The sequence below is a fragment of the Paenibacillus thiaminolyticus genome, from assembly GCF_003591545.1.
In the GTDB taxonomy this organism is placed as follows: Bacteria; Bacillota; Bacilli; order Paenibacillales; family Paenibacillaceae; genus Paenibacillus_B; species Paenibacillus_B thiaminolyticus_A.
Map to the genome: position 1 here is coordinate 1 of NZ_QYZD01000040.1, position 15750 is coordinate 15750.

Genomic DNA, 15750 nt, shown 5'->3' on the forward strand with positions numbered 1-15750 from the left:
TACAAAAATAGGCCAACCAGAAATTCCGGTTGACCTAATAATACGAAAAGCCGCTCTCCAGACGGAGAACAGCCCTTCTTGCTTGCTATACGGTTCAAACTTCCTACCAAACTTTCAGCACTTTCCCGGTCTGAGCATCCACTTCTAGACTAACACCTTGTGCTGATCCACCAACAGGATCACTTGATGCTTCTTCATCATCCTTCATGATCGCTTGATGAGGCTTTATGCTCTTTCATAAGGCTTCATGATCCTTCATAAGGCTTTACGTTCCTTCATGAGGCTTTACGATCCTTCATAAGGCCTCATAATCCTATCCTTCATAAGGCTTATGCTCCTACATGGGGACTTTATGGTCATTTATAATCATTTCTTAATCGCTTCACAATCACTTTATAATCACTTCATAACGCATCTTCCGGGTAGCGGACTCCAGAGCAACATGAAGAGCTCTTCCCTTTCCCTGCTGAAGAGCAAGCGACTTCACGTCTTGTCGCCAATCACTCGTTGGGACCAGATGGCAAGCCTCGGTTAGCATCATAGAGGGTATCATGCGCTTAGTACGCCGCAGTGGGCAGCGATGGCCGACGTGGCCGTCCATCTGCGGGTGAACATTTGCCAGAGTTAGGACACCAAGCCCCGTTTTTTCACACTCGGCACGATTCTATGTACTGGTCCTGATTATCCTTAATGCTATGTTCTGTACAAGAAGCTGCAATTATTCGTCCAAAAAATAGTTCCAAATAAAACAAAAAAAGCCTTATGTCCAAGGCTTCTTCATTAGCTCTGTTATGGTGCGGTAGAGAGGACTCGAACCTCCACGGGCGTACGCCCACTACCCCCTCAAGATAGCGTGTCTGCCATTCCACCACTACCGCACATTGAATTCCTTAACAAGAGGACAACAACAGTTACTATACCATCATTTGAGCCGGATGTAAAGTGGAATTATTATCCATACGAATCCCTTACTTGAACCAGCCCTTCTCCTTGAAGCGCGTAATCGCTTCAATTCGGTTGCTCACATTGAGTTTATCCAGAATAACGGAGATGTAGTTGCGTACGGTCCCCGTCGTAATAAATAACTGTTCGGCGATTTGCTTCGTATTTTTACCGTCAGCGATAAGCACCAGCACTTCCTTTTCCCGCTCGGTCAATGGATTCTCTTCGCCATACGCCTCGTCCACCAGCTCAGAGGCATAGATGCGCCGCCCGGCCATAATGATGCGAATCGAGTCCGCCAGCTCTTCACTGGGACTGTCCTTCAACAAATAGCCGTGCGCCCCTGCCTTCACCGCTCGTTCGAAATATCCGGCTCTGGCGAATGTGGTCAAAATGATGACCTTGCACTCCCAGCCCTTCATCTCTTCGGCCGCATCCAAGCCGCTTTTCCCCGGCATTTCAATGTCCATGATGCAAATATCCGGCTTATGCTGATGAACCAATTGCACGGCTTCCTCCCCGTTGGAGGCCCGCCCGACGACACTCATATCCTCTTCCAGATCAAGCAGGGACGCGAGTGCGCCCAGCAGCATTCGCTGGTCCTCTGCGATTACGATTCGAATCATAGCCCCGCCTCCTATTCTGACTGCTTGCACACGTTCGGCACTGTAATGATGACCGTTGTTCCATTATTAGGTACGATGTCCATACTTCCATTCACGAACTCAAGCCGCTCCTTCATGCCTCGCAGCCCGTTGCCCCGTAGAACCGCTGAATCCGCCGCGAAGCCGATTCCATTATCCTTCACCTTCACGCACAGCTCGGTATCCATTGGCTCCATGATGATCGAACAGGCGGAAGCATGGCTGTGCTTAACGATGTTGGTCACCGCTTCCTTCAGGCACATACTGAGCACATTTTCGTTCAGTAGGGAGGTGTTGGATAGCTTCTGATCGGCTTCCAGGGTGAACTCGATCTCGGCCGCCTTCAAAATCTGTTTGATGCGAAACAGCTCATCCTCTAACCTCGTCCCCCGCATTTGAGTAACCATTTCCCGCACTTCCTTCAAGGCGCTTCTGGCCGTTTGCCGGACATCCTTGAGTTCGAGTTGGGCTTGAGCAGGGTTCTTGCTTATTAATTTATTGGCCAGATCGCTCTTCAAACCTATTAGCGACAGCTTCTGCCCAAGCGTATCGTGGAGATCGCGCGCAATCCGTTGGCGTTCTTCCAGCTTGACCAGCTCGGAGATCCGCTTATTCGCATCCTCCAATTGCCCCTCCAGCTTCTCCCGTTTATTGCGGTTATACGTAGTGACGGGAAGGAGAATTACGCCGATGAGACTGATAAGCACGAACGGAAGCTGTGAGATCAGCACCGGATTTTTCGTGACGAATCCGAAGTTGAGCGTTGCGATCGTACTGACGAGATGAATCGAGTATAGCGTAATAAATCCGATCCGGTGTTGAATATTGCCAATGAAAAACGCTAAAAACAGGGCGAAATAGACATAACCAAACAGCAAAGTCATCGTAATGGAAATCAATATTTGCAAAGAGGTCCAAAAGTACACTTGCCAACCTTTCACAACAAAAGAAAGCACGTAGCAGACGAAAAACATCAAAATCATGACGATGCCAATGACGACTTCGTATGTCGAAGAGGAACGAAATATGAAATAAAACGGGAGGATGTAAAAGACGACCCATACATACGGACTAAGACCCGTGCTTTTGTAAAAAATCTGATACCACTTCTGCATGGCCGTCCTCCCTGAAGTTCGATGTAATTGTATAGTAACACAAATGCTGCTGAAAGCGATTATTTCCCCTGCATGCTTGGGGCGCTTCCCGAACTGCGATCGGCCGCACGGTTGGGCTTGCTAAGCACATGCTTCACATCCTTGAACCCAACAAATGTTTTGTTCTGTTCATCCCACAGCCGGAACCGCAGCGACTTCAGGCTGGTCCCGAGCGTAATCGTCGTCGCCATTTGGAGCGGAGGGGTTGCCTCATGAGCCTTCTCCAGATAATAGTTAGGCACCTTGGGACTCAAATGGTGGACGTGATGGAACCCGATATTTCCGGTTATCCACTGCAACACCTTGGGCAATTTATAATAAGAGCTTCCCTCCACGGCAGCCTTCACATAGCTCCAATCGTCCTCGTGCTCGAAGTAAGATTCCTCGAATTGATGCTGAACATAGAACAGCCAGATGCCGAGCATGCCAGATACGTAGAAAACCGGCCCCTGAATAAGCACAAACGCCTGCCAGCCAATAGCCCAGCACAGAAGCGCATACAGAGCTGCGATGGACACATTGATTACGTAAGTGTTGATGCGCTCCTTCCGTCTCGCCCCTCTGCGGTTAAAGCGGTAGGATATCAGGAAAATAAAAATCGGCCCCAGTCCCAGCATAACGAATGGATTGCGGTAGATGCGGTAGGCAATTCGCTTCGAGAGCGGAGCCGCGGCATATTCATCTACGGTGAGCACCCACATGTCCCCGGTTCCCCGCTTGTCTAGATTGCTGCTTGTCGCATGATGGATCGAATGGCTGTGCTTCCACTGCTGGTAGGGCACAAGTGTCAGGATCCCCGTAATGGTGCCAAGGATATCATTGGCCCTGCGGCTCTTGAAGAACGATTGATGACAGCAGTCATGGAAAATAATAAACGTCCGGATAACAAATCCAGAAGTAATTACGACAAGGGGAAGCGTAAGCCAGTACGAGACAGAAAGACTTGCGTATGCGGCATACCAGAGCAGCAGTAAAGGCCCCAAAGTGTTAACCAACTGCCGAAGGCTGGACTTCGTATCGTTTTTTTCATACGGAGCGACGCTTTTCTTTAGATGGGCTAGCTTGGAATGAATCATACTCATCTTATGTTTTCCTCCTAGGTATAACGCATGGGGAACGTATCCCTTCATTAACGGCAGATTCCTATCTACAGTATAGAAAAGACAACCCGCCGCTTGTAGTCATAAACGTCAACTCAAGAGTATGATAAATGTCATACAAGGAGGATAAATATGTCATCCGCACTGCTTTTTATCGCCAAAAAGAGCCATAGGCCCCGCCTATGACTCTCTCCTTTTTCTACTTACCCCATGGCTTGTCCCTCCACCGCATCGCCCGGAATAATGCTTAGCCGTTCCCAGCCGCGCTTGCTCCACCTGCGCAGCATGACGAGCGCCCTCACCCACTCATCGATGGCGAAGGCCAGCCAGATTCCCGCCAGTCCCAAGCCGAAAACAATCCCGAACAAGCAGGCTAAGGGCACGCTGATTCCCCACATCGATACGAGACCGATCAGCACCGGGAATCTGACGTCCCCCGCCGCGTTCAAGGAGCTGATAAGCACCATGTTACAGGCGCGGGCCGGCTCCAGCAGCACCGACAACAGCATCAGCTGCCGTCCGAGCTGTATAATCTGCGGATCGGAGGTGAACAGTCCGATCAGCGGCCCGGATACGGCGAACAGGAGAAGAGAGACGACCAGCGTCACGCCGGCCCCAAGCTTCAGATGGCGGATGCCGGAATGATAGGCTTCCTTCTTGCGCGCCGCCCCGATGAAGTGGCCCACGATGATTTGCGTGCCTTGGCCGATCGCCATCGAGAAGACGAAGACGAAGGACGTGATGTTCTGCGTATAAATTTTGGTCGTCAATGCCGCCGCCCCCAGTATGGCGACCAAATACGTAATGACGACTTGGGACAAATTATAGGAAACATGCTCCCCGGCGGACGGAATGCCCAGCTTGAAAATAAGGCGAAGATCGGCTCGCCGCATGCGCAGCGGGTGCATCAAGCGGATCGGCTGGCCAAGCCGCCGGCTGCATACCGCCCAGTACGCGATCATCGCGGCAGCCCGGCTGATCCAGGTCGACACGGCCACGCCTTCCACTTCAAATGAAGGCAGGCCGAACGGCTCCATCAGCGCGAAATAGTTGCCCGCGATATGCAGCACGTTGACGCCGAACGAGATAATCATCATCTCCTTCACCATGCCCCGGCACCGCAGCATCGTTCCGAGCGTCATGCTTAGGGCGATAAGGAAGACCGAACTGCCGGTGATGGTCAAGTAAGCCCCGCCTTCCGCCAGCAGCTCGGGAGGCAGCTTGAACAGGAGCAGGAAGGCGTCGGCGCAGGTGCATAAAATGACGCTGAACAGAAGGCCGAAGATGAGATTCAACGTGAGCGCCGTCCTCCCGATATCCCCCGCCTCCCTCAGCTTGCCCGCGCCAAGCCATTGATTCAGAATGACGCTTGTGCCAACCGTGACGAAGCCGAACATGAGGCCGGCCACCGTCAAGATTTGATTGGCGACGCCCACGGCCGCTACGGCGCCGTCGGAATGGCTGCTGAGCATCATCGTATCGGCCATGCCGAGCAGCATCCCGAACAAGGACTCCATGAAGATGGGCCAGGTCAAGGAGAGAATGCCGGTGGGGCGGTTATTCGCGAGACTCATGGCTTACCTTACTCCCGTCGTCCAGCCGGATCCACGTCTGGAACCGGCGCCGCCCTTCTACCAGGCGGATAATCCGGGCTCCCCGCTGGAGACGGCCGTAACCTCCGTATCCGGTCACTCGCCCATACCCGAGGCGGATGCCGTGCACGCTGCCTACATAATCATTATCATGATCATGGCCGGCGAAGGCGCCGATCATATCGCCGCTCTCCAGCATCGCGGCGAACAGCCCGCTGTTCAGGCGGGGGCAGCATTCGGCTTCTTGCCGAATGCCCGCGGCCCGCCCGGATTCCCAGGCCTCCTTGAACTCCGGGACCGGAATGTGGAAGAAGGCCAGGCTAGGCAATGCGCCATGACGATGCCGAAGCCGATTCGACTCCCGGCGGTACCAGTCCACTTGATCCGGGCGGATCCAAGCGTAGCCGCCTACTGACACCGGAGCCATATCGCCGGAGTCGAATAGATACAAGAGAGCGGCTGGCCCCTCCTGGGAGGACGCCTTCACCGCGATGACATAGTTGCCAACCCCGTGGATATCCGCGGGGCCGGCTTCCGCCAACGACATCCGGCAGGACGCAATGCCCTCCAGCAGCTCCTCGCGGGTGGCGCCGCCCTCCGCATCATGATTGCCGAAAATGACGGCGAACGGCACCTCCCTCCGTTCCGCGGCCTCGACAATGCGGCGAAGCGTGGCGACGGGCTCAGCCGTCTCCTTCCCGTACAGCATGTCCCCGGAGTAGACGGCCAGATCGGGCCGCTCTGTCTCGATGATGCACTCGGTCAAGGCCAAGGTGCGGGCGTCCAGCTCCGTCTTCCCGCCTCCAACATGCAGATCGGTGAATTGCGCGATCGTGAACGTGCCGTCCGGACGAAATTGCAGCGGTATGCTCATTCCGCTCCTTCCCCCTTGCTCAGGAATAGCGGCTGCGAGAACGCGCCGAAGCCCCCTTCCAAATAAACAGCCAGACGCACATACTGCTCGTTCCCTGTGCACTCGTACACGATTTGCTTGAATCGGCCTGTCTGCTCGTGAAGCACCCGGCCGTCCTTGCCGATAACCGACGCGTACTTGTACATGCCGTCCAGATGGACGTCGGACAATAAGTCGGCGACAATGGCCGCCCCTTCGACGCGGATCGAATCGAAGCCGTATCCGGTCGAGACATAGAAGCTGCCTTGCCGGATGGCGCTCAGCACCGCCTCCCGGCTGTTCTCGCGGGCATATACCATATTCCACGCCCGCCGTTCCTGGCCGTACGCGTGGAAGTCGTCATTGCCGAAGCCCCATACTTGTCGTCCGGAAGACAACAGCGCGTCCCATTTGTCGAAGGCGATGTCATACTGCGGATGTCCGTCGCCATTAATCACCTCAATGCCAGTGTACTCGGGCAGCCGCAGCATATCGCCGAATTTCCAATATTGGGAGAAATACCGGTTCGGATGAACGAGCACCGATATGCCGCCATTCTCCAGACAGAGGGACGATAGACGCCCGTAATTCTCGATCGTAAATTCATTTGAATAGTGTTCCATCAGCGTCTCCGGAGGCTGCACCAGCAGCATATGCGCCTGCGGGCTGCTCACCTCGATCGCCTCGAACAGCGTCGGGATGGGACTGCCCTCCGCATGCGGCGTAATCTGATCATGATCGGAGATGCCCAGGAAGTCATAATCATGATACATCCGGTATACCGTCGCCAACGGGTGGTGCCCGTCGCTGTTCGTCGTATGGTTGTGGAAGCTCCCCCGCAGCCATACCCCTTCTTGTGCATATGGATTTCGAATATTCATCCTGCCGGCCTCCTGTCTGTCCTAAGCATTGCAGCGGGTGAAGCGATGTATTTCTGCCGGCCACGCCGGCATCGCCGCCCTTCGACCATCGGCCTATCAGTCCGCGAGCCTATCGGTCCGCCGATCCATCGGTCCATCGGCTATTCCTTCATGGAGCCAATCATGACGCCCTTGGCGAAATATTTTTGCAAAAAAGGATAGACAAGCACGATCGGCGTAATGACGATAATAATCGTGGCCATCTTCAGAGACGTACCGGTCACCTGCATCTTGTCCAGCATATCCATTTGCAGCGAGCCCGCCGTATTCATCAGCGTCTCCGTCAATGCCTGCTGCTTCGTGAGCATCTCCTGCAGCACCGTCGACAATGGCTTCAAGTTCGGATCACGCACATAGAAGGTGCCTGTGAACCAGTCATTCCAATGCCCGACCGCATTGAACAGTGAAATGGCCGCAATGACAGGCTTGCTTGTCGGCAGAATGATGCGGAAGAAAATCCCGAGATCGCTGCAGCCGTCAATCCGCGCCGCCTCCTCCAGCCCTTCCGGAACCTGCTGGAAGAAGGAGCGCATAATCATCATGTTCCAGACGCTGTACAGCGCAGGCACAATATATACCCAGATGCTGTTCGTCAGATGAAGCTCCTTCAGCACGATATAGTAAGGAATGAGTCCGCCGCTGAACAGCATCGTGAAGAACACGAAGAAGGTAATCTGCTTCTGCCCCGGCAGGGTCTTGCTCTTGAGCGCGTAGGCGGCCATCGCCGTCAGCAGCACGCTGAGGAAGGTGCCGACGATCGTGCGAAATATCGAGATGAAGAAGCCGTTCACAATGTTGGATTGGCTGAACACTTCCTTGAAATTATCGAGCGTGAATTGGCGCGGCCAAAAATAGATCCCGCCCTTCGCCGCATCCGTCCCCACGTTCAACGCCAGCGCCAGCACGTTCAAGGTCGGCAATATAATGGACAGGCACAGCAATAGGAGCAGAGCGTAATTCAGCCCCGTCAGAAGCCGTCCGAACGCAGCCGTCTTTCTCATCCTCGTTCCTCCCCTTTATCCATGGATGGAGAGCCCCTCCGCTCTGGCGGAAAGGCCCTTTCATCCCTCCTCCGTTCGCTTAGAACAGGAGCTTCGTCTTCGAATCCTTGTCCTTCTCTTCCAGCAGCTTGATGTAATCTTCCAACCCCGCCGTCTTGAGCAGCGCTGCCGCGCTATCGAGAATCGCCTGCGCTTCGGTCATGTCTTTGGCATAGTAGGCGCGGATAAGGCTCTCTTTGTATTTATCGAGCGCCATCGTCAGCTGCGTGCCTTTGTTGAACTCGCCGATGAACGCCAACGCCGCATAGCCGTCCTTAATATTCGCCTGCTGCTTTTTCTCGTCGTAGTGCCAATAGTCCGCCATCTCCAGCGGGCCCTTATTCATGTCCGGCTTGGCGGCTTCGCCATAGCTCGCCTCGCCGAAATCAGCCAGGTCATTCAAATCCGTGCCGCCGAGGTACCAGCCCCAGTCATTGCCTACGCCAGCAAAGCCAAGCTCCTTCGCCTTGACCGGATCCTTGTCGAGCAGATCAAGCACCTCCTGCTTCGGCACCGGGTTGCCCTTCGCGTCGAGCTCATAGTCCCGTCCTTCCAGGCCGTACTTCCACAACAGCTTGCCTTCGCGGCTCGCCAGGAAGTCAGCCAGCTTCACGATATCTTCCGGATTGTCCGTCGTCTTCGGAATCGACCAGGCGCCATAACCGCCCTTATAGGTCAAGTTCATCTGATATGGGCCATTGACCGAATTCAACGGTCCGAGCGGAATATAGCGGTTGTCCTTGTTCTCGATGACATAATTATGCATATCTCCGATGATGGCGAACGAATCGTTGAGCACGCCTTCTTTGGCGCGATTTTCTTCCATTGAATAATATTCGGGATGCATCAGCTTCTCGCGGAGGAGCTTCTGGACGAATTCCACGCGCTTCTTGCCATATTCAGTCTGGCTCTCATGCAGAATGTTGCCGTTCTTGTCCCGATTGAACCCTTCACCATTGAATCCTGTCCATACTAGGTCGTTATACAACACATCGCGATCGATGCCTCCCCATACCGTCGGCCCGATCGGGTACACTTCTTTGCCGTTCTTGTCCTTGAAGTGACCGTCCTTAATCTTCTTGGCCAGCTCATAGAGCTGCTCCGAGGTCGTAATCGTGCGCGGATCGACGCCAAGGGCATCGGCAATATCTTGGCGGATGTAAGGGCCCGATACATATTTGCGCACCTCATAACCGCCCTCGCGCGGAATGTTCAGGTGCATCGTATAGGCGGCGCCGTTGAATTCCGGCCGGAACACCACGCCATACTGCGTATCGAGCGGCAAATAGCCTTCTTCCGTATACTTTTTATAGATCTTCGTATTTTGCAAAAAAGGGGTCAGATCGTGGAACATCTCCTCGCGCGCCGCCTTGTTGATCATCTCCATCTCCGGGCGTCCGCTATGGTTGAGGTAATAGCCGATGAAGTCCGGCAGATCGCCTGCGGCCAGACCCGCCGCGAGCGCCTTCTGCGATCCGTCATGCCCGACGGCCTGCAGCTCCAGCTCAATTCCGGTCATTTCCTTCAGCTTCTTCGCAATCTCCGGATTCATGGCCTCGGTGACGTCGCTGCCCATGAAAATCAGGCCTTTGATCTTGCGATCGGCAATCCAGGTCGATGGCTTGCCGGCGGCAGCGTTATCCGCATCCGTTCCCGCCTCCTGGCTGTTTTTCGTATCGCTTCCCCCGCCGCCGCATGCGGTCAACAGAATGGAAAATACAAGCGTCAATGCCGTCAATTTGGACCAGAGCTGCATTCGATTCACTGTCATGTTGTTCTTCTCTCCTCTGCATTGAATATGTGAACGGCTGCGGGCAGGATCTCCATCCCTGCGGCCTACCACAACGATGATTGGAACCATTTCTTGGCTACCCGGTTCACGGTCAGGACGAGAATCAAGCCGACGACGCCCTGCATCATGCCGATGGCGGTGCCGAAGCCGAATTGGCCGCTCTCAAGCCCCATATAGATGATGTACGTGTCCAAGATTTCCGAGACATTCATATTGCCCGGCGTCTTGAGCAGATAGATCTGATCGAACCCGGCGGACAAAATATTGCCTAACGATAAGATGAACAGGACGATAATCGTCGGCCGGATGCCCGGCAGCGTAATATGCCAGATCTGGTGCCACTTGTTCGCCCCGTCCATCTTGGCCGCTTCATACAGCGAAGGGCTGATGCCCACGATGGCCGCATAATAGATAATCGAGCTCCAGCCGACATCCTTCCATATATAGCTCCAAAACATCGTCGGATAAAACGCCTTCTCCTCCATCAGAAAAAAGGTGCTGCCATCGCCGCCGAACCAGGAGATGATCTGGTTGACGAGCCCGGTATCCGGCGCAAGAATGCGCTGCAGCATGCCGATAACGATGACCCAGGAGAAGAAATGGGGCAAGTACGCGATTCCTTGAAACAGATTGCGCAGCCTCGAGTTCTTCACTTCATTGAACATCAGCGCGAGCACAATCGGGAACGGCATCGCCAGGAAGACCTTCATCGCGCTAATAATGAGCGTATTCCGGATTAACTGGAGGCTCTGCGGATCCTGGAAGAACATTTCGAAATAAGTGAAACCAATCCAGGGACTGCCGAAGATTCCTTTGTTGAATTGATACTCCTTGAACGCGAGCACCAGCCCGGCCATCGGGATATAGGAAAAAATAATGAAGAACGCGATGCAGGGCAGCAGCAGCAAATACAGCTGGTAATGGCGGCTTACCCGCTGCCATAACCGCGAGCGTTCGCCGGTTCCGGACCGATGCCGCCGGCTCCATCCCGCCTTCACCGCAGACGCTTCCTGTGACATCCAACTCCCCCTCCTTTCACATCGATGCACTTACGCTTCATGCCGCTCATCCACCTTCCTCAGCCGGAGCAGCTGTTCTGGCCGCTTCGTCGTTATGCTGTCCACCTTCATCTCCATCAAGCTCCGCATCGCATCAGCGTCATCGACCGTGTAGACCGAGACGATAAGCCCGAGCGCATGCGCGCAGGCGACGAAGTCGGGGCTGCACCGTTCATAGGGCACATTGACACCCCGGTAGCCTTGCCGCTTGGCCCGCTGGCAGACAGAGCGGATGAATGCATCTTCGGCCGCCGTATTTACAGCCGCATTTTGAGCCGCATCTACAGCCCCAGTCGCACCCTTATTCGAAGCCGCATCGGCGCTCTCCGGCACATTCAGCAGCAGCGACATCCCTTCCGTATCGACCTCGATTCCCTCCGTACAGCCCGTAACGAATACGAGCCGTTCCGCTTGGAGCTCCTTCACGAGCCGCAAGGTCGGATTGACGCTCTCCCCGTTTTTGATATCGAGGTTCAGCATCAGGCCGCGGCGCTTCGCCTCTTCCAGCACATCGGCCAGCAGGACCAGCCCATGCTCGCGGTGCGGCGGCCCGAGTCTCGCTCTGGCCGCCATCCGGTTCAGTTCTCTCGCATCGTACAATTCAAGCAGGAGCGAATGATCATGGAGCAGCACGGGCTCGTCCTTGCAGGTGACGCGGATATCCAGCTCGGCGACATCCGCTCCCGTCGCCGCCGCTTCCATCAATGACGCCCACGTATTGGCAGGCGCTTCGCCACAGCCGGTATGGGCGGTGACGAGCAGGCGTGTCTCTCTCGTTGGCATGGGATTCCCCTCTCTCTCATTCACAGCGTGAACAGGCGATCGGCCGATTCGCGCCGGATGCGGTGACTGACTTCAACGCTTGCTGCAGGTTTCTTTTGATTCCTTCTGATGTTGTGATATGTACACTATAAGGATTGAATGTTTTCGTGAGATGAACGGGATATTAACGTTTTTTGAAGCTCGTTCTTATCCGGTGCCCCGCCAGTCCAGTCACTACAGTCGAGGTTCAGCGCGCGGAGCGAGAGTGATATGTGGTTTGTTGTGGCATTTTCCAGCGCAAAAAAAGAACCGGACTCATGTCCGGTTCCCTGTCTCCATACCGCCATCCGCCACGATCCAGGTGATGGCTTTGATCTCCAGCTCCTGCGTCCATGACGCCGGATGCTCCTGATCGCATACGATGACATCGATCTGCTCCAGCGGCGCGATATGGCAGAAGGCCTGAATGCCGAGCTTGCTGTAGTCGGCCAGCACGATGACCTCCTTCGCGTTCGCGGTCACCATCCGGGAGATCACGGAATCATTCATATCATAGTCGCTGATTCCGGTCATCACCGACATCCCGCCCACGGAGATGAACGCTTTGTCTACATAGAAATTGCGCAGCATCTCCTGGCAGAGATGCCCGCTTACCGACTGCTGCTCCGGCGAAATCTCCCCGCCAAGAATGATGACCCGGCCGCTGAACAAGCCCTGCGTCAACGACTCGCGGATCAGACTGGCCACCGTCAACGAGTTGGTGATGACTGTCACCCGCTTTTTGCCCTTCACGGCCCGGGCCAGCTCATGAATCGTCGTGCCCGTATCCATATAGACGGTATTCCCGTCCTGAATCAACTCGGCGGCGCGGCGGCCAATCGCCTGCTTCGCTTCATGGTTGAGGACTTGCCGCTGCTGGTACGGAGGCTCGCCTTCCTCATACTGCACCTTGACCGCCCCGCCGTATACCCGCCGCAGCCGCCCTTCCTCCTCCAGCACCGCCAGATCGCGCCGGATCGTCTCGTTCGAGACATGAAGCCGTTCAGCGAGCGAGACGACCCGCACCTTGCCGACCGCATCGAGCTGCTCGATAATATAACCTTTGCGTTCTTCCGCCAAAAGCGACATCGGCATCGCCCCTCCCCTTTTTCCCATGAAATCGCCTTCCACCTTAAATCATCTGCCTTAAATCATCTGCCTTAAATCATCTATTCCCGCAGCGCGAAGCGCTCTTCGAATGACAGCGGAATGGAGAAGCACTCATAAGGTCCCGTCAATAAGCGGTAATCCGGGTAAGCCAGCTTCTCGCAACCATTCAAGATCGCCAAATGGTCCACCCACGGTGAGAACGTGCGGAACGTGATGCGGTTCGCCCGCTCATCGAATTCCGCCAGCCTTAGCCAGCCGTTGCCGCCGCGATAGCTGTCCTGATAGTTGATGAGCAGTTGGATAACGTCTTGCCCACTCGCATTATGCCGAATCCGATGCGCCGTGCCATCATAATGCCCGTTCACCGTCATAAAAACTTGCGGAAAAGGCCAGACCAGCTCCTCCCAGATGAGCGTCCCGTTCTCAGAATCGCGGGCCGTCCGCCGCCCTGCTTCATCCCGTTCCGCATACAGGATATCATGCGAGACGAGAACGGTCGGCAGCGTCCGGTGCTGCTCCAGCATCTCCTTGCACCAAGCCATATCCTGCCGCAGATGCTTCATATCCGCCATCAGCCAGCCGTAATGGTAGCTCCCCGCTTCGATGATGCCATACGAGCTGTACCCGGAAGGGGAGCAGCCCCGGACATAACGCTTGGGGAGGAACCGTTCCGGCCCGAAATGCCGTAAATAGGTCCCGGCCGCATCATAGTCATGGTTGCCCGCGGTCATCATGTACGGGACATTCGCATCATCCAGGATGGCGACCGCCCGTGACGCCCGCTCCCATTCCTCTTCCGCTTCGCTATGGTCAACGACATCGCCCAGCAAGGCCGTCATGGCGATACGGCCCCGAGCCTGATGCTTCGCCAGCCATTCCGTCTGCGCCTCGAACATCTCGGGATTCAGATAGACCAGCTTCTGCGGATCCGGGACAAAAGCGAATTGATAGTTCTCTGCCCGTTCTAGCGCAGGGAAGGGGTCATTGTTGCCTTCTAGCAGCCGCATCGGCTCGATCTCCACTAACCAATCCTTCCGCTCCAGAGGCTCGCCTGCAATGCGGATCTCCCGAATCGTTCCGGTGAACAGCTTGTCCAGACGACCTCCCCATTCGGATGCGCCGACATTCCAACCCTTGCCTTCGATGGCGGCGATGCCGATGATGCTCCGCGCCGGACTGTTGAAGTCGCAAATGCCGTTCACGTACAGCAGCGTCCGATCTCCATCGTTGACGATGACGACATGGTGCCACTCGTCTTCCTTCAAATAACGCGACCAGCTTGTCCCCGGCATATCCCGGCTCCAGGAATGGCTGACCCATTGAAATTCCATGCAGTTCGACACGGATAAGGTGGCGAGCAATTCATTCTCCCCTTGCCTGCCGATATCCGCTCCGCGCCCCTGCCTTGTGAGCACTCCCATCCAGCTGTGCTTCTCTTCCCGGAAGGGACGGGGAAGATGGACGATGGCTTCGATCGTATAGCCCCGCTCGAAGCGTTCCTGGTTAATGGACGCGTCCCCTGCCGTCCGGAAATAACAGCCGGAGGGAGCGTCATCGTTCCGGAAGACGAGGCCGACGTCTATCCACGACAACGGCAGGCTTGTCTGCGCCTCCGGCTCCTGCGGCATGGAGTCCGGCCCCTGCCTCACCGCAACCGATTCCAGCCGGTTCCCGTTGCCGCTCCGATCAGCGAGCACAAGCGCGCCCGCTTCAATGGAGCCCGACACGACCTGTCCAGGTTCGAACCGCCAATGCGCCAGCACGGACAAGGGCTGGCATCGTTCCGCTAACGGCATCATGCGTTCATGCTGCATCGCAAGTCTCCCTCCGCAGCCGCTTCATCTGTAGCCCGCAGCTTTGCCATCAACCACGCCCCGGCTTCCAGCCATGAATCCACCCGCACGAACCCCTGCTCCCCCGCATTGTGCGGTGCGGAGAAAAGAATGCCCTGACCCTGGAAGCGCCGGAGCTGGTTCACATTGTCGTCGATCATATAATCAGCGCGAATGATGCTCTTGTCCCCGCAGAAGACGAAGTTCATATCCGACAAAAAGCCAAAATGCTCCTGCAGCCACTCGTACTTGGCGCGGAACGAGGCCGGAACCTCCATCGCCGCCGTCGTGATAAAAATCTCATAATGACGGCTGAGCTCGCAGATAACCTCCTGGCTATGTTCCATCACCTTCAACTGCCGGAAGAAATCTTCGCGCCTGAAGTAGCTGTCAATCTCCCGCTTCCGATCAGGCCTCACCTGCGCCAAGGTTCTGCCCTGCAGCTCGGCGGCCGTAACCGTGTCGCCGTAATCCCGGTTGTACCATTCCCGGTGCGTGCCGGCCGTATCGGCCATCACCTCGTCCATATCAATTGCAATGCGTTCCATCGTGATTCCTCCCCTTTCCGTCCTGACTCTTTCAACCACGCAACAATAAAGACAAAACACAATCAAACAAACCGGATACCACAATCATAGAAGGATTATGTTTTCATCCGGTCAAACTATTATAAATGTATTGTAAAAAGTATCATTTTTCCAACAACTTGTTCCTTTATATTGATGCATGGCGATTAAAATCCATTCATCAAGTATGCAGATCATGCATTCGATGCCCTGCCTAGTAAATTAAAAATAAACTGTTTTATACATTTATGCATAAAAAACCTGCATAAAAGCTTGCCGTTCCGGTTTCAAAATGCTTAATTTTTAA

At 55.0% G+C, this 15750-nt stretch carries 13 protein-coding genes and 1 tRNA gene; all 14 read right to left on the reverse strand.

What is annotated here, in order from left to right; translation table 11 throughout:
* Positions 1-792: 792 nt before the first annotated feature.
* The 14 genes from DQX05_RS26230 to DQX05_RS26295 all read right to left on the reverse strand — a co-directional run bounded on the left by DQX05_RS26230 (position 793) and on the right by DQX05_RS26295 (position 15425).
* Positions 793-878, reverse strand: a tRNA-Leu gene (locus DQX05_RS26230).
* 90 nt (positions 879-968) lie between these two features.
* Positions 969-1568 carry a response regulator transcription factor gene (locus DQX05_RS26235; protein WP_119796261.1) on the reverse strand — a complete coding sequence of 200 codons (600 nt, stop codon included), beginning with the start codon at positions 1566-1568 and terminating at the stop codon, positions 969-971.
* Positions 1569-1579: 11 nt separating this feature from the next.
* Positions 1580-2701 (reverse strand): sensor histidine kinase, encoded by a 1122-nt coding sequence (locus DQX05_RS26240; RefSeq protein WP_119796262.1) that lies wholly within the window; start codon positions 2699-2701, stop codon positions 1580-1582.
* A gap of 59 nt (positions 2702-2760) precedes the next feature.
* Positions 2761-3816, reverse strand: coding sequence for a Delta(5) desaturase DesA (desA, locus tag DQX05_RS26245; RefSeq protein ID WP_119796291.1), 1056 nt, complete (start codon positions 3814-3816; stop codon positions 2761-2763).
* Positions 3817-4043: 227 nt separating this feature from the next.
* Positions 4044-5414 carry an MATE family efflux transporter gene (locus tag DQX05_RS26250; RefSeq protein ID WP_119796263.1) on the reverse strand — a complete coding sequence of 457 codons (1371 nt, stop codon included), beginning with the start codon at positions 5412-5414 and terminating at the stop codon, positions 4044-4046.
* Positions 5398-6306 (reverse strand): metallophosphoesterase family protein, encoded by a 909-nt coding sequence (locus tag DQX05_RS26255; protein WP_119796264.1) that lies wholly within the window; start codon positions 6304-6306, stop codon positions 5398-5400. The genes DQX05_RS26250 and DQX05_RS26255 overlap by 17 nt, the downstream gene beginning before the upstream one ends.
* A complete protein-coding gene (locus DQX05_RS26260; RefSeq protein WP_119796265.1) occupies positions 6303-7205 on the reverse strand; it encodes a CehA/McbA family metallohydrolase in 903 nt (300 codons plus the stop codon). The genes DQX05_RS26255 and DQX05_RS26260 overlap by 4 nt, the downstream gene beginning before the upstream one ends.
* Positions 7206-7345: 140 nt before the next feature.
* The gene (locus DQX05_RS26265) at positions 7346-8245 is read right to left on the reverse strand and encodes a carbohydrate ABC transporter permease (RefSeq protein WP_119796266.1); all 900 of its coding nucleotides are present in this window, start codon (positions 8243-8245) and stop codon (positions 7346-7348) included.
* Positions 8246-8324: 79 nt separating this feature from the next.
* A complete protein-coding gene (locus DQX05_RS26270; RefSeq protein WP_119796267.1) occupies positions 8325-10055 on the reverse strand; it encodes an extracellular solute-binding protein in 1731 nt (576 codons plus the stop codon).
* Between the two features lie 65 nt (positions 10056-10120).
* Entirely contained in the window at positions 10121-11095 is a 975-nt protein-coding gene (locus tag DQX05_RS26275) for an ABC transporter permease (protein WP_119796268.1), read from the reverse strand.
* A 30-nt stretch (positions 11096-11125) separates the two neighbouring features.
* Positions 11126-11917 carry a glycerophosphodiester phosphodiesterase gene (locus tag DQX05_RS26280; protein WP_119796269.1) on the reverse strand — a complete coding sequence of 264 codons (792 nt, stop codon included), beginning with the start codon at positions 11915-11917 and terminating at the stop codon, positions 11126-11128.
* A 294-nt stretch (positions 11918-12211) separates the two neighbouring features.
* Positions 12212-13024 (reverse strand): DeoR/GlpR family DNA-binding transcription regulator, encoded by an 813-nt coding sequence (locus DQX05_RS26285; RefSeq protein WP_119796270.1) that lies wholly within the window; start codon positions 13022-13024, stop codon positions 12212-12214.
* Positions 13025-13104: 80 nt separating this feature from the next.
* Entirely contained in the window at positions 13105-14859 is a 1755-nt protein-coding gene (locus DQX05_RS26290; RefSeq protein WP_119796271.1) for a LamG-like jellyroll fold domain-containing protein, read from the reverse strand.
* Positions 14841-15425, reverse strand: coding sequence for a 5' nucleotidase, NT5C type (locus DQX05_RS26295; RefSeq protein ID WP_119796272.1), 585 nt, complete (start codon positions 15423-15425; stop codon positions 14841-14843). Before DQX05_RS26295 ends, DQX05_RS26290 begins: the two co-directional genes overlap by 19 nt.
* Between the last annotated feature and the right edge of the window lie 325 nt (positions 15426-15750).